Source organism: Ruegeria atlantica, from assembly GCF_013032505.1.
GTDB lineage: Bacteria > Pseudomonadota > Alphaproteobacteria > Rhodobacterales > Rhodobacteraceae > Ruegeria > Ruegeria atlantica_F.
The window spans coordinates 98,082-111,930 of the sequence record NZ_WQCG01000008.1 but is presented as its reverse complement, the minus strand read 5'-3'; the positions used below and the strand labels follow the sequence as shown (position 1 = coordinate 111,930).

At 58.8% G+C, this 13,849-nt stretch carries 15 protein-coding genes; 14 read left to right on the top strand and 1 reads right to left on the bottom strand.

The features are described 5' to 3' along the window. The first annotated feature begins 94 nt into the window (after positions 1 to 94). From fabD to mltG, 7 genes are all read left to right on the top strand, one after another. Positions 95 to 1,033, top strand: a complete 939-nt coding sequence (fabD, locus tag GOW92_RS21250; RefSeq protein ID WP_170564606.1) for an ACP S-malonyltransferase — start codon at positions 95 to 97, stop codon at positions 1,031 to 1,033. Positions 1,034 to 1,074: 41 nt separating this feature from the next. After that, complete coding sequence (fabG, locus tag GOW92_RS21245; RefSeq protein WP_170564603.1) at positions 1,075 to 1,812, top strand: 3-oxoacyl-[acyl-carrier-protein] reductase; 738 nt, start codon at positions 1,075 to 1,077, stop codon at positions 1,810 to 1,812. 209 nt (positions 1,813 to 2,021) lie between these two features. After that, positions 2,022 to 2,255, top strand: coding sequence for an acyl carrier protein (locus GOW92_RS21240; protein WP_005982462.1), 234 nt, complete (start codon positions 2,022 to 2,024; stop codon positions 2,253 to 2,255). Between the two features lie 140 nt (positions 2,256 to 2,395). Continuing rightward, positions 2,396 to 2,935, top strand: a complete 540-nt coding sequence (locus GOW92_RS21235; protein ID WP_170564600.1) for a GNAT family N-acetyltransferase — start codon at positions 2,396 to 2,398, stop codon at positions 2,933 to 2,935. A gap of 123 nt (positions 2,936 to 3,058) precedes the next feature. Continuing rightward, positions 3,059 to 3,802, top strand: coding sequence for a HisA/HisF-related TIM barrel protein (locus GOW92_RS21230; RefSeq protein ID WP_170564597.1), 744 nt, complete (start codon positions 3,059 to 3,061; stop codon positions 3,800 to 3,802). Between the two features lie 193 nt (positions 3,803 to 3,995). Continuing rightward, a complete protein-coding gene (gene fabF / locus GOW92_RS21225; protein ID WP_170564594.1) occupies positions 3,996 to 5,261 on the top strand; it encodes a beta-ketoacyl-ACP synthase II in 1,266 nt (421 codons plus the stop codon). Then, a complete protein-coding gene (gene mltG / locus GOW92_RS21220) occupies positions 5,262 to 6,422 on the top strand; it encodes an endolytic transglycosylase MltG (RefSeq protein WP_170564591.1) in 1,161 nt (386 codons plus the stop codon). Positions 6,423 to 6,467: 45 nt separating this feature from the next. Here mltG and GOW92_RS21215 read toward each other — a convergent pair whose 3' ends face one another. Continuing rightward, on the bottom strand, positions 6,468 to 7,730 hold the full coding sequence (locus GOW92_RS21215; protein ID WP_170564588.1) for a DEAD/DEAH box helicase: 1,263 nt from the start codon (positions 7,728 to 7,730) through the stop codon (positions 6,468 to 6,470). Between the two features lie 265 nt (positions 7,731 to 7,995). Here GOW92_RS21215 and GOW92_RS21210 point away from each other — a divergent pair, with 265 nt between their 5' ends. The 7 genes from GOW92_RS21210 (at position 7,996) to GOW92_RS21180 (ending at position 13,811) form a co-directional block, all read left to right on the top strand. Next, positions 7,996 to 8,259 (top strand): hypothetical protein, encoded by a 264-nt coding sequence (locus GOW92_RS21210; protein WP_170564585.1) that lies wholly within the window; start codon positions 7,996 to 7,998, stop codon positions 8,257 to 8,259. A 217-nt stretch (positions 8,260 to 8,476) separates the two neighbouring features. Beyond that, positions 8,477 to 8,821: a hypothetical protein gene (locus GOW92_RS21205; RefSeq protein ID WP_170564582.1), complete on the top strand. Its 345-nt coding sequence runs from the start codon at positions 8,477 to 8,479 to the stop codon at positions 8,819 to 8,821. Further along, the gene (locus GOW92_RS21200; RefSeq protein ID WP_170564578.1) at positions 8,730 to 10,100 is read left to right on the top strand and encodes a DNA-packaging protein; all 1,371 of its coding nucleotides are present in this window, start codon (positions 8,730 to 8,732) and stop codon (positions 10,098 to 10,100) included. Before GOW92_RS21205 ends, GOW92_RS21200 begins: the two co-directional genes overlap by 92 nt. Before the next feature lie 554 nt (positions 10,101 to 10,654). Then, on the top strand, positions 10,655 to 11,815 hold the full coding sequence (locus tag GOW92_RS21195) for a phage portal protein (RefSeq protein ID WP_170564575.1): 1,161 nt from the start codon (positions 10,655 to 10,657) through the stop codon (positions 11,813 to 11,815). Then, positions 11,808 to 12,026, top strand: coding sequence for a GTA head formation protein, RCAP_rcc01685 family (locus tag GOW92_RS21190; RefSeq protein WP_170564572.1), 219 nt, complete (start codon positions 11,808 to 11,810; stop codon positions 12,024 to 12,026). Before GOW92_RS21195 ends, GOW92_RS21190 begins: the two co-directional genes overlap by 8 nt. Positions 12,027 to 12,052: 26 nt before the next feature. Further along, complete coding sequence (locus GOW92_RS21185) at positions 12,053 to 12,598, top strand: HK97 family phage prohead protease (protein WP_438826361.1); 546 nt, start codon at positions 12,053 to 12,055, stop codon at positions 12,596 to 12,598. 34 nt (positions 12,599 to 12,632) lie between these two features. Continuing rightward, on the top strand, positions 12,633 to 13,811 hold the full coding sequence (locus GOW92_RS21180; protein WP_170564566.1) for a phage major capsid protein: 1,179 nt from the start codon (positions 12,633 to 12,635) through the stop codon (positions 13,809 to 13,811). Positions 13,812 to 13,849: the final 38 nt, after the last annotated feature.

The following is a 13,849-nucleotide window of genomic DNA, read 5'->3' as shown; positions in this document are numbered from 1 at the left end:
TGACGCACAGAATGCGTGTCAGGATGCAGAGCTTGTGCCGCTCGTTCACTCGGTTTACACCCCATCGCAACCTAACGTCATCCAAGAGGTTGCAATGACACGCGCGTTCGTTTTTCCGGGGCAGGGCGCCCAGACCATCGGTATGGGCAAGGCACTGGCCGAGGCCTACCCGGCTGCACAGGCTGTTTTCGACGAGGTCGATGAAGCGCTGGGTGAAAAGCTGAGTGACCTGATCTGGAATGGTGACATTGCAGACCTGACCCTGACGCAGAACGCACAGCCCGCATTAATGGCAACCTCGATGGCCGCGATGCGTGCGTTGGAAGCCGAAGGTGCAGCCGTCACGGATGCTGCGTTCGTAGCGGGGCACTCGTTGGGGGAATACTCGGCGTTGGCCGCTGCTGGCGCGCTATCGGTTGCTGATACGGCGCGTCTGCTGCGCACCCGTGGTCAAGCGATGCAAAGCGCTGTGCCAGTTGGCGAAGGCGCGATGGCCGCCATTCTGGGGCTGGACCTTGAGGCCGTGCGCGCAGTCGCAGAAGAGGCCGCGCAAGGTGAGGTCTGTCAGGCCGCGAATGACAACGACCCCACACAGGTTGTCGTTTCGGGGGCGAAGGCCGCCGTGGAACGCGCCGCCGAGATTGCTAAGGAAAAAGGTGCAAAGCGCGCTGTAATGCTTCCCGTTAGTGCTCCGTTCCATTGTGCGCTGATGCAGCCTGCTGCCGATGTGATGGCAGAGGCACTGGCCGCGGTGGAAATCAAGGCTCCGGCGGTTCCGCTGATCGCCAATGTGCGGGCTGAGGCTGTCAGCGACCCGGACCTGATCCGTCAGTTGCTGGTCGAGCAGGTCACCGGGTCAGTGCGCTGGCGCGAGAGCGTGCAGTACATGGCGACGCAGGGCGTCACCGAGACTTGGGAGATCGGTGCAGGCAAGGCGCTTTCGGGGATGATCCGCAAGATCGACCGCGCGATTGCTGGCAAGGCTGTCGGCACGCCGGATGACGTGCAGAATGTGGTTAAGAGCGAATCATAAGAACAATGTGCAACCAAGTTGCGCTGCAAAAGGAAGATCGAATGTTTGATTTGACAGGTAAGAATGCGTTGATCACCGGTGCATCCGGCGGGATTGGTGGTGAGATTGCGCGCGTGTTGTACGGTGCGGGGGCCACGGTTGCGTTGTCAGGCACACGTGTCGAACCGCTCGAGGCACTGGCTGCCGAGCTGGGTGAGCGGGCGCATGTCCTGCCGTGCAACCTGAGCGACGGTGAGGCCGTTGCGGCGCTGCCCAAGCAGGCGGCCGAGGCGATGGGCTCAGTTGATATTCTGGTCAACAACGCCGGGATCACACGTGATAACCTGTTCATGCGCATGTCGGATGATGAATGGCAAAGCGTGATCGACGTGAACATGACCTCGACTGCCAAGCTGTGCAAAGGCGTTCTGCGGGGCATGATGAAAGCCCGTTGGGGTCGGATCATCAACATCTCGTCCGTGGTTGGCGCCACCGGCAACCCCGGTCAAGCGAACTATGCCGCGTCGAAGGCGGGTATGGTAGGTATGACGAAGTCGTTGGCCTATGAAGTTGCCAGTCGTGGGATCACTGCTAACGCGGTTGCGCCTGGCTTCATCACCACAGCCATGACTGACAAGCTGACCGACGATCAGAAATCGGGCATTTTGGGGCAGGTTCCCGCCGGTCGTATGGGCGATGCGTCGGAAATTGCTGCGGCAGTTCTGTATCTTGCCAGCCCCGAAGCAGGATATGTTACCGGAACCACCTTGCATGTTAACGGCGGTATGGCCATGTTGTGAGCGCGGACAGGGGCAGGTGCGAAAGCGTTTGCCTCGCGCGTTGTCTATGCTATAGGCGGCGCATAAATGCTGGGGTCGACCAAATGGTCGGCCTTCTACTTTCCCGGTCATCCGGGACCCAACCGCCCGCACCGGGCAAATCAAAGCCAGCCTGAGCGGGCAAGGGCAGAACCGGGCACTAGGCCCTGAAAACGGAATGAGGAATAGACATGAGCGACGTCGCAGATCGCGTAAAAAAGATCGTTGTTGAGCACCTGGGTGTTGAAGAAGACAAAGTGACCGAAAACGCGTCCTTCATCGACGATCTGGGCGCAGACAGCCTGGACACTGTTGAGCTGGTTATGGCCTTCGAAGAAGAGTTCGGCATCGAAATCCCTGATGACGCAGCCGAGACCATCCAGACATTTGGCGACGCCGTCAAATTCATCTCGGAAGCTTCCTAATAGCTTCGAAATAGTTGAAAAGCGGCGCTTCCGGGCAACGGAGGCGCCGTTTTTTTGTGCCTTTCCCAATTCTGGCTTGCAAGGTGCCGTATTCGTTCGCAACCTTTTACCCGAGGCTCATAATTCAGAGCGGGAAGGGCATGATAAGATCCACCCCGATGATCAATACGGCCCGTTTGACGCTGAGCGGCATGCGGCCAGAGGATTTCAACCGGTTCGCCGAGATTTGGCGTAACCCATGCATTGTGCGACATATCGGCGGCAAGCCGCGGTCGCGCGGTGAGGCGTGGGATTCCTTCCTTCGCAATGCGGGTCACTGGCAAATGGCCGGGTTTGGCCAATGGGCCGTGGTTCAGCAGTCGAATCGGCAGATGATCGGTCAGGCGGGATTCTTTTACGGCAACCGATCTGTTGGCGAAGATTTCGACAATTTCCCCGAGGCAGGATGGATTCTGGTCCCTGAGGCGCAAGGGCAGGGATTGGGGCTGGAAGCAGCACAGGCTGCCCATGACTGGTTTGACCGGATCATGCCCGGGCCATTAGTCGCTATGGTGAATTCGGAAAACCTGGCTTCGCAAAAGCTTGCGGATAAGTTGGGTTACATTCCAATGCGTGAATGCGTTTTCAACGGCAGCGACGTTACGCTACTGCGCCGCAACGGACCTCCGCCGCGCCACTGACAATTTGAGACTTCCTGAATGCCGCAAACCGGCCGTAGTTTGCCGATCCTGGTAAAATCGGGCTGATTATCCGCGTGTATGGTACTCTGGATTTGCAGAGCGATTGAGCGGAGGAGAATGCTCATGAGGATTTACCCCACGATGGAATTGCAGAACGGCCGGTGTGTCACACTGGACAAGGGCCGTCTGGACGACGCGATGATCTGGCATGTGAATCCGACGGACACGGCACGCAGCTGGTCTGCGGCTGGTGCCACGTGGATGCACCTAACGGATTTCGACGCAATCGAAGGCCGGGATACCAACGCCGAGTTGGTTGAGGAAATCATCCGCACGTCTGAGATGTCGGTGCAACTGGCCGGCGGTATGCGGACGCGAGAACAGGTCGAGTACTGGATCGACAAGGGCGCAGGGCGGATCGTGATTGGCACGCTGGCGGCCTGGGATCCGAATCTGGTTAAGGAGCTGGCCAAGCTTTACCCGGATCAGATCGTTCTGGCCGTGGATGTCTGGCAAGGTCAGGTCATGACCGAAGGTTGGCGCAGCCAAAGCGCGTTTACGCCCGAAGCCTTCATCGAAGCCTTCAAAGGAACGCCCTTTGCAGCGATTCTGGTAACCGATATCGACAGCGATATCGAAGATGTTGACGCGCAGCTGGGACTGATCTCCGGTCTCGCCGAAGCGTCACGGACGCCGGTTATCGCTAGCGGTGTCGTCCGAACCTCGGATGACATCTCGCGTCTGGCCTATGTGCACAACATCTCGGGTGCTTTGGTCGGGCGGGCTTTGTTCCGCAAAACGATTGACTTGGCGGATGCTATTAACGTCGCCGCGCATGCCCACGAGCCGGTCGCTGAGTTCCAGTAAATCTATGCCACAAGATATTGCCCCGGCTCTTTCAAATCTGCGAAAGGGTCGGGGCAATTTGTTTCGGCACAACTCGCACCGGCGGACGACCCGGCGAAATGGTGCCGGGATGGAATGTGCCGTTGCTCTTGCCCCCGGACCCCGGGCCGGGGTATGAGCGGTTCTCAAATAGGAAGCAGGCAAGAGGCATTTCATGCGCAGAGTCGTTGTAACCGGTCTGGGATTGGTCACTCCTTTGGCCAGCGGGGTCGAGGAATCTTGGTCACGGCTGTTGGATGGGGAATCCGGCGCGGGCCCGATCACGCAGTTTGATGCCGAAGCAAGCGGTGTCACCACGACCTATGCCTGCGAAGTACCGCGCGGCGATGGAACCGACGGGACGTTTAACCCAGACGATTGGTTGCCACCTAAAGAGCAGCGGAAGATCGAAGACTTCATTCTGTATTCGATCGCGGCAGCCGATATGGCCTGCCAAGATGCCAACTGGCTGCCTGAGGATGAAGAAGACCGCCTGCGTACGGGTGTGTTGATCGGTTCGGGTATCGGTGGATTGGGCTCGATCGCTGAAACAGCGAACCTGATCCGCGATAAAGGTCCGCGCCGTGTATCGCCATTCTTTATTCCCGGAGCGCTGATAAACTTGGCATCCGGTCAGGTGTCTATCCGCCACGGGTTCAAGGGGCCCAACCATTCGGTCGTGACAGCTTGTTCGACCGGTGCGCACGCCATTGGTGATGCCAGCCGCATCATTCGTGCAGGTGACGCGGACGTCATGGTTGCCGGTGGCGGTGAAGGCTGCATCTGCGAGATCGGTATCGCTGGTTTCAATGCGTGCAAAGCGCTGTCGACAAAGTATGCAGACGACCCGAAGAAAGCCAGCCGCCCGTATGATGTGGACCGTGATGGCTTTGTCATGGGTGAGGGGGCAGGCATCGTGGTTCTGGAAGAATACGAGCACGCCAAGGCCCGTGGTGCGAAGATTTACGCCGAAGTCTTGGGCTATGGCATGTCTGGCGACGCTTATCACATCACCGCGCCGTCCGAGGATGGCGATGGTGCCGAGCGTTCAATGAAAGCCGCCTTGCGTAGCGCGGGCCTTGAGCCTTCGGATCTGGATTATATCAATGCGCATGGCACATCGACCATGGCTGATACGATCGAACTGGGCGCGGTAGAGCGCCTGTTGGGCGATCACGCCGGCAAGGCCACGATGACTTCAACCAAATCGGCCACCGGTCACCTTTTGGGTGCGGCAGGCGCGATTGAGGCAATTTTCTCGATTCTTGCGATCCGGGATCAGGTGGCCCCGCCAACGATCAACCTGGACAACCCTGCCGTTGAAACTCCGATTGATCTGGCACCCAACGCCAAACGTGAGCGTGAAATCAACGTGGCGTTGTCGAATTCATTCGGCTTTGGCGGCACCAATGCCAGCGTGATTTTCGGAAAGGTCAGCTAAATGTTGCGGGCTCTTGCTTCGAATGCGCTGACCCTGCTGATTGTTGGCTTGTTCCTGATGGGCGGGCTGGTTGTGTGGGGGCAGTCGCAATACAAAGCCGAGGGTCCACTGGAAACCGCCATCTGCCTGCAGGTCAGGAGCGGGTCGAACATGACCCGCGTCAGTCAGCAGCTTGAGGATGACGGAGCCATCAGCAGCGCCATGATATTCCGAATGGCAGCGGATTATTCAGATAAATCGCAGCAGCTTAAGGCCGGCAGCTTTTTGGTTCGTGAAGGCGCGTCGATGGAGCAGATCATCGACGAGATCACGAGCAGCGGTGCCAGCACCTGCGGGTCCGAGATTGAATACCGAATTGGTGTTACGCGCATCCAGACGCGAGTGCGTGAACTGGACCCGGCGACACTGGAATTTGTCGAAATCGCTTCGTTTGATGTGACCGACGAGGAAATCCCTGCTGAATACACCCAAAAGCGTGAAGAGGCCGACACTCGGTATCGTGTGTCCGTTGCCGAAGGTGTTACGTCTTGGCAAGTGGCTCAAGGACTGCAGTCCATTGAATCTCTGACAGGCGAGATTGCCGAAATCCCTGCAGAGGGGATGCTGGCACCTGACAGCTATGAATTGGCACCGGGCGACGACCGGACCGCTGTTCTGCAGGCGATGCAGGACAAACAACAGTTGCGCATCAATGCAGTGTGGGAAAATCGCCAAAGCGACCTGCCCATCAGCAGCCCGGAAGAAATGTTGATCCTTGCATCGATTATCGAAAAGGAAACCGGTGTTCCCAATGAACGTGGGCAGGTTGCAAGCGTCTTTGTGAACCGGCTTGAGCAGGGTATGAAGCTGCAGACGGACCCGACTGTCATCTATGGCGTTACCAAGGGTCAAGGTACGCTGGGTCGCGGCTTGCGTCGTAGTGAGCTGCGTCGTGCAACGCCTTGGAATACTTATGTGATTGACGGTTTGCCGCCGACGCCAATTGCCAACCCAGGTCTGGCCAGTCTTGAAGCCGCGGTTGCCCCGGAAGAGACCAATTTTGTCTTCTTTGTTGCAGATGGAACCGGAGGGCACGCGTTCGCGGAAACGCTTCAGGAACACAATCGAAACGTCGCCAAGTGGCGCGAAATCGAGGCGGAGCGAAACAGCTCAAGCAATTAAGAAATAAGGGCCGCGTCTAAAACGCGGCCCTTATTGTTTGAACGTTTATGCAGCAGGGCGCCTACGTGGACGGCGACGCTTGGATGGTGCCGGTTTTTGTCCGGCGTTCGCTGCCTTTGGCTTGACCCCGCGTCCGCGGAAGCCACCGCGGTTGCGCGGTTTTTTAGGCTCTGCATGTTCTGGCATGGTGCCGCTTGCCACCGGGATTTCAATTTTCATGAGTTTCTGAATCTGGCGGAACTGATCCAGCTCATCAGGGGCGCAGAATGCAATGCCTTCACCTTCGCGCCCGGCCCGTGCGGTCCGGCCGATGCGATGAACATAGTTGTCCGGCACCTCGGGCAGGTCATAGTTGATTACATAGGCCACGCCCGGGATATCGATACCTCGTGCGGCTACGTCGGTGGCGACAAGCACGTTGATTTCGCCTGCGCGAAACGCCTTGATTGCTCGGTCGCGCTGTCCTTGGCTTTTGTTGCCGTGAATTGAAGCAGCGTTAAACCCGTCCTTTACAAGGTCCTTCATCAACCGCTCGGCACCGTGCTTGGTCCGTGAAAAGACCAAAGTCAGCGCGCCCATATCTGCCGACAGGATTTCGCGCAGTTTAGCAGGTTTCTCGGTCCGGCTTAAGAAGTGTACGGACTGCGCGATCTTATCGGCCGCCTTGCCCGGAGGTGATACCTGTACACGGTGTGGGTTGGTCAGGTAGGCCTGGCTCAGTTCTTCCATCTGCTTGGGCATAGTTGCTGAAAACAACATGGTTTGACGTGGGGTACCCAGCTTGGGCGCGATTTTGCGCAAGGCATGGATGAAACCCATGTCCAGCATCTGATCAGCCTCGTCCAGAACCAAGTGGCGTACCTGACCAAGGTCGACTGCCTGGCGTTCCATCAGGTCAATCAAACGTCCGGGCGTGGCGACCAGAATATCGGTGCCGCGCGACAGGAATGAAATTTGTTTTCCGATCGACTGACCTCCGACCACAGTAGCTACGCGTAGCTTGGTGTTGCCGGTCAGGTTGCGCAGGCTGTCTGCAATCTGATTGACCAGTTCGCGGGTGGGGGCAAGGATCAGCGCCTTGGCGGTTTTGGGCGCGGGTTTACCGGGCTGTGCCAGCAGGTGGTCGATCAGGGGCAGGCCGAAGGCCAGAGTTTTGCCGGTGCCAGTCTGTGCCAGACCGAGGATATCGTGACCATTCAGCGCCAGCGGAATGGCCTGGTTTTGAATTGGGGTCGGTTGCGAAAAGTTAGCGCGTTTCAGCGCGTCATTCAGGGCTGGTGCAAGCCCCAGCATGTCAAAGTCGAACAAGTAACTATCCTTTATAGTCCGCGAGCCGGTGGCCGCGCGAACGAGAAGTGACTGGCCACGCAGTACGTGACCGGCAAGGGTTCCGCGTGACCTCGGGACGTGCAGGCGAACCCTGCGCCATCCGGTCGTCGCGTCAAGAACCCTGCGTGAAGGGGAACTGGATGTTATGGGCGCTGTGGGGCAGATGTGCCCGTCGATGCTCACGCGTCAGCGCTTGAATTTGGTGGGCAGATGACGGGTATCCGGGAAAAAGTCAAGTTCGATCATGAAAAAGCCGAATTCTGTTGTGGAGCTCGCCAATGCAGTCGAAGTCTTTATGGAGTGTCAGGTTTTTGAAAAGCGAAGCGTTTCAGGCGCCCAGAAAATGAAGGAAAACAATCGCGCGCAACACCTTTCAGTGGCAAAACCTGGATCACTTCGATTTGACCCTGCCCAGCTTCGCGCTTGTTCGCAAAAATACAGTGAATACCGGGCAAAGAGAGTTTTTGATGTCGCCGATTGGGGGCTCTTGTGTGTTGTCGAGGATTGAAGGCAAATGACGCTTGCAATGGGTAGGTCTTAAGATCGGGTTACCCGATCGCGCCTTTCGTGTTGCGGGCGTGTTGCGTAAATCATTGACTTTACGTGATTAATATCGTACTCATTGTGCCATGCTAGAAGAAGTGGGCAACGGCCCCGGGGAAACCCGGCGGCCGTTTTTCGTTTCTCTCGTGCGGAAAAACTCACGCATGAGGTCACAGGCAAACATGACTTTGATTACCCCGGAAGAGCGGATGTCCCAGACGGCAGAACTATTGCAGTCGCTTGAGACGTCCATTCGCGGTCTGCGCAAAGCAGCAGAAGAACTGCACAGGCAGATCGGAGCCGGGGAGGATGCAGATCTTGCTGGTACAGGCAAGCAACTGGGTCAGCTAGAGGGGCTGATCCGAAGTTGTCAGAAAGTGGAGACAAGCTTTGTCGAACAACATCACAGACAAGCCGGAATTGCCCAAGGGGGCTATGCGCTCGACCTTGATCGGGCACGATCTGAGATCGGGTGCAGGCTGGCTCGCCTCCGCGCCTGCTGCGGTGCAAGACAGATTTCTGAGTGAGATCGGGGAGGGGGGGCTGTGTGCCCTCCCTTTCCTGTTCGAGTTCTGGGCGCTGCCACATCAGTTGCCGCCCGAGGGCGACTGGCGGTCTTGGGTCATCATGGGCGGGCGCGGTGCAGGTAAGACGCGGGCCGGGTCTGAATGGGTGCGGTCCATGGTTGAGGGGGCGAAGCCGCTGGATCGGGGTGAGGCCAGCCGTGTGGCATTGGTTGGTGAGACATTTGATCAAGTGCGCGATGTGATGATCTTTGGCGATAGCGGGATATTGCAGTGCGCACCGCCGGATCGTCGGCCTGTGTGGAAGGCGTCGGAACGCAAGCTGGTCTGGCCCAACGGGGCCGAGGCGCAGGCGTTTTCGGCGCATTACCCAGAGGGGCTGCGCGGGCCGCAGTTTGATGCGGCCTGGGTGGATGAGCTGGCCAAGTGGAAAAAGGCGGGCGAGACCTGGGATATGCTGCAATTCGCGTTGCGTCTGGGCGAGCGGCCTCGGGTCTGTGTGACGACAACGCCGCGGAATGTGAAGGTTCTGAAGGAGTTGCTGTCGTCTTCGTCTACGGTGCAGACCCATGCGCCGACCGAGGCGAACCGGGCCAATCTGGCGGTGTCGTTTCTGGACGAGGTACGCGCGCGTTATGCGGGCACGCGGTTGGGGCGGCAGGAATTGGACGGGGTGCTGCTGTCGGATGCTGAGGGCGCGCTGTGGACCGGGTCTATGTTGGAGGCGGCGCGCTGCGCGCAGGTGCCTGAGTTGGATCGGATCGTGGTGGCGCTGGACCCTGCGGTGACCGCGGGGGCGGATGCAGATGCCTGCGGGATCGTGGTCGTGGGTGCACAGGTACAAGGGCCGCCCGAGAAGTGGCGCGCCTATGTTCTGGCCGACCGGACAGTGCAGGGCGTCGGCCCGGCGAGCTGGGCGCAGGCGGCGATTGACGCCATGGACGAATTCGGAGCCGAGCGTCTGGTGGCCGAGGTCAATCAGGGCGGACAGCTGGTGGAAGAGGTCGTGCGGCAGGTGGACCCTCTGGTTCCGTTCCGCGCGGTGCGGGCCTCACGCGGCAAGGTCGCGCGGGCCGAGCCTGTGGCAGCATTGTATGAGCAGGGGCGGGTAAGCCATGTGGCCGGGCTAGACGCGCTGGAGGAGCAGATGTGCCAGATGACCGCGCGTGGGTTCGAGGGGCAGGGCTCACCCGACCGGGTGGACGCATTAGTCTGGGCGCTGCATGAGGTGGTTGTCGGGCCTGCGGGGGCGTATCGGCGCCCGAGGGTGCGGGTGCTGTAGAGCCGAGCGGTCAATGATGTCTGCTAAGGAGTTACGACAGAATCCTGGCAGTTCTAGAGAATAACGTGTCCAGCGTCGTAGCAGCACCTTTTGCCGAGCGACGCAAATCAAACCGCCCTTACGAACAACAAGCAGCCTGTCTGATGTTCGGATAGGCCAGTGTCTATCGCCCAAATCAACGATGACCAACCTATCATTCATCGATTTTCCCGGAGCCTGTATGACGTCTACCACGTGTACCTTATGGTACTCGACTCCGATTTTCATATCATAAACAACGAGGGCGACGATTAGGAATAGGATACATCCTCCAATAACATTGAGTTTACGCTGTATTCGTGTGCGAATTGGTGCTCTCAAAAAAGTTAGCCTTTATAGAGTATTGCGGGCGATGCTAGCAATGGCTTCGAGCTTACACAGTCCTTGATTGAACGTTGCGATGCGGTCACAACCCGTTGCCCAACCCCCGTACGCCCAATTCCCAAGGTTTAAACTTCTTTCCCTCATAACTTCTTTCAACAAGCCGGGCAGAGCGGCGGCAGAAAGGAGCACAGATGGTATTCGATTTCTTGCGTCGTGGATCGGCTGAAGCAGCGCCCGAGGCGAAGGCGAGCGCGGCGGGGCCTGTGGTGGCGTGGCAGACGGGTGGGCGAGTGGCGTGGAGCCCTCGGGATGCGGTGTCGCTGACGCGGACGGGGTTTTCCGGGAACCCGGTGGGGTTTCGGTCCGTCAAGCTGATTGCCGAGGCGGCGGCGGCCTTGCCACTGGTGCTGCAGGATCAGGCGCAGCGCTATGATACCCATCCGATCCTGTCCCTGATGCGCCGTCCGAATGCGGCACAAGGACGGGCGGAGTTGATGGAGGCTCTGTTCGGGCAGTTGCTGCTGTCGGGCAATGCCTATGTCGAGGCGGTTCGGGCTGACGAGGGGCTGCCGGTTGAGTTGCATGTGCTGCGGTCCGACCGGATGAGCGTGGTGCCGGGTGCGGATGGGTGGCCCAAGGCGTATGATTACGCGGTTGGTGGCAAGAAGCACCGGTTTTCAGCGGAAAATATCTGCCATATCAAGTCGTTCCACCCGCAGGATGATCACTATGGGTTCTCGCCCATGCAGGCGGCGGCGATGGCGATTGATGTGCATAACAGCGCGTCGCGGTGGTCGAAATCGCTGCTGGACAATGCGGCGCGGCCTTCGGGGGCGCTGGTGTGGAAGGGTGATGGCCATGGGGTGATGGCCGAGGATCAGTTCCGGCGTCTGTCCGATGAGATCGAGCAGAACTATCGCGGGGCGCGCAATGCTGGTCGTCCAATGGTTCTGGAAGGGGGACTGGATTGGAAGCCGATGGGGTTCTCTCCGTCCGATATGGAGTTTCAAAAGACCAAGGAAGCCGCCGCCCGCGAGATCGCGCTGGCCTTTGGGGTCCCGCCGATGCTGCTGGGGATCCAGGGCGATGCGACCTATTCGAACTATCAGGAGGCCAACCGGGCGTTTTATCGCCTGACCGTGTTGCCCCTGGTGACGCGGGTGGCGGCGGCGGTGTCGGAGTGGCTGGTGGGCTTTACCGGTGAGGATCTGATGCTGAAGCCCGATCTGGATCAGGTGCCCGCGCTTTCGGCGGAGCGGGATGCGCAATGGGCGCGGGTCAACGGGGCGGATTTCCTGAGCGATGCCGAGAAGCGCGCGTTGTTGGGGTTGCCGGAGCGTGCCGATGGGTGAAGGGTATCCTCCGTTTGAATGCGCGCCTGGCCTGCGTCTGGCCGCGCACGAACGGGTGGCCGAAATCCAGCATGCGCATTTGTGTCGGCGATTGGATCAGATTGAAGAGATGATGGAGCGGTTGGAGAAACGGTTGTGGCTGACGGTCTATGGCGTGGTGGCCGTGATCCTGGCACAGGCATTTCAATCCATTCTGGTGGCAACGCCATAAATTCACATGTTTACGAGGGTATGTTCATGGAATTGGAGCACAAGTTTGCGCGGTTCAGCGATGGGTTGTCGGTGACCGATGATGCGGTGATTGAAGGTTATGCCAGCCTGTTCGGGCAAGTCGATCAAGGTAGCGACATGGTGCAGCGTGGTGCGTACCGCACTTCGTTGGCGGAGCTGAAGGCGGCAGGTCAAAGGGTCAAGATGCTGTGGCAGCACGACCCGGCGCAGCCCATCGGTGTATGGGATGACGTGCGCGAAGACGAGCGTGGGCTGTGGGTTAAGGGACGTATGTTGGAAAGTACGCAAAAAGGCCGTGAGGCCGCGGAACTTATCCGGGCGGGAGCAATTGACGGCTTGTCAATTGGCTATCGCACCAAGAGGGCCGTGAAAAATGAAAAGGGCCAAAGGGTCCTGACTGAACTGGAGCTGTGGGAAGTCTCACTTGTGACTTTTCCGATGCTGCCCAGTGCGCGGGTAGCGGCAAAAGGGACGACCCCGGACGCCGAAGACACCCTGCGCAGTATTGCCGAGGCGTTTGATCACGCTCGGCTGGAGCTGGCGCGAACCTAGCGCGCCTCAAACCCACCCAAACAAGGAAGTTCTGATGAGCAAGACCGAGACCCCGGCCTTGACCGGAGAGGGTGTGCCCTTGGTTCAGGAGGTGAAGCAGGCGATGACTGGCTTCGTGAACGAATTCAAGGGCCTGAAGGCTGAAGTTAAAACCAAATTGCAACAGACAGAAGAGCGACTGACTATGCTGGATCGTAAATCAACCATTGCGGCGCGCCCGCGTCTTGCGGCCTCGACCCTGGACGGAGCCCCGCATCAAAAGGCATTTGACGCCTATGTGCGGTGTGGCGACGATGACGGCTTGCGCGGTCTGGAGATGGAAGCCAAATCGCTGTCCAGCGCGGTCAACAGCGATGGCGGCTACCTGGTCGACCCACAGACTGCCGATATCATCAAGTCGGTTTTGAAATCGACCGCGTCGATCCGCTCGATTGCGTCTGTGGTGAATGTCGAGGCAAATTCGTTCGACGTGCTGATCGACCACACAGACGTGGGTGCAGGCTGGGCCGACGAAAACGCCGCCGCGAGCGAGACAACGACACCGTCGATTGATCGTATCTCGATTGCGCTCCACGAGTTGAGCGCGTTGCCTAAGGCGTCGCAGCGCCTGCTCGATGACAGCGCCTTCGATGTTGAGGGTTGGCTGGCCGGTCGTATCGCCGACAAGTTTGCCCGCGCCGAGGCGGCAGCATTCATCTCGGGCGATGGTGCGGACAAACCAAAAGGTATTCTGGACCATGCCAAGGTGGACAATGATGTCTGGACCTGGGGCAATCTGGGCTATGTCCCGACTGGCATTGATGGCGGTGTCGATGCGGATGCGATTGTCGATGTCGTCTATGCGCTGGGCGCGCAGTACCGCGTAAATGGCACCTTCGTGATGAACTCGAAAACTGCCGGTGTAATCCGCAAGCTTAAGGACAGCGATGGTCGCTTCCTTTGGTCGGACGGACTGGCTGCGGGTGAGCCCGCGCGCCTCATGGGTTACCCGGTGTTAATTGCCGAGGACATGCCGGATGCGGGTACCGACAGCTTCTCGATTGCGTTTGGCGATTTCCAAGCCGGTTACACTATTGCCGAGCGCCCTGATCTACGCGTCTTGCGCGATCCGTTCAGTGCCAAGCCACACGTTCTCTTCTACGCAACCAAGCGCGTGGGTGGCGACGTGAGTGACTTTGCCGCGATCAAGCTGGTGAAATTCGGCACCGCCTAAGCGGTGACGGAACCCGGGGGGCATTTGCCCCTCGGGCG

Bases quoted from the DNA above. Each gene is read 5' to 3' on its own strand.
- GOW92_RS21200 (WP_170564578.1), top strand. From the start codon at position 8,730: ATGCGCTCGACCTTGATCGGGCACGATCTGAGATCGGGTGCAGGCTGG.
- GOW92_RS21185 (WP_438826361.1), top strand. From the start codon at position 12,053: ATGGAATTGGAGCACAAGTTTGCGCGGTTCAGCGATGGGTTGTCGGTG.
- GOW92_RS21235 (WP_170564600.1), top strand. From the start codon at position 2,396: ATGATAAGATCCACCCCGATGATCAATACGGCCCGTTTGACGCTGAGC.
- GOW92_RS21190 (WP_170564572.1), top strand. From the start codon at position 11,808: ATGGGTGAAGGGTATCCTCCGTTTGAATGCGCGCCTGGCCTGCGTCTG.
- GOW92_RS21195 (WP_170564575.1), top strand. From the start codon at position 10,655: ATGGTATTCGATTTCTTGCGTCGTGGATCGGCTGAAGCAGCGCCCGAG.
- fabD (WP_170564606.1), top strand. From the start codon at position 95: ATGACACGCGCGTTCGTTTTTCCGGGGCAGGGCGCCCAGACCATCGGT.
- GOW92_RS21180 (WP_170564566.1), top strand. From the start codon at position 12,633: ATGAGCAAGACCGAGACCCCGGCCTTGACCGGAGAGGGTGTGCCCTTG.
- mltG (WP_170564591.1), top strand. From the start codon at position 5,262: ATGTTGCGGGCTCTTGCTTCGAATGCGCTGACCCTGCTGATTGTTGGC.
- fabG (WP_170564603.1), top strand. From the start codon at position 1,075: ATGTTTGATTTGACAGGTAAGAATGCGTTGATCACCGGTGCATCCGGC.
- GOW92_RS21205 (WP_170564582.1), top strand. From the start codon at position 8,477: ATGACTTTGATTACCCCGGAAGAGCGGATGTCCCAGACGGCAGAACTA.
- GOW92_RS21230 (WP_170564597.1), top strand. From the start codon at position 3,059: ATGAGGATTTACCCCACGATGGAATTGCAGAACGGCCGGTGTGTCACA.
- GOW92_RS21240 (WP_005982462.1), top strand. From the start codon at position 2,022: ATGAGCGACGTCGCAGATCGCGTAAAAAAGATCGTTGTTGAGCACCTG.
- GOW92_RS21210 (WP_170564585.1), top strand. From the start codon at position 7,996: ATGAAAAAGCCGAATTCTGTTGTGGAGCTCGCCAATGCAGTCGAAGTC.
- fabF (WP_170564594.1), top strand. From the start codon at position 3,996: ATGCGCAGAGTCGTTGTAACCGGTCTGGGATTGGTCACTCCTTTGGCC.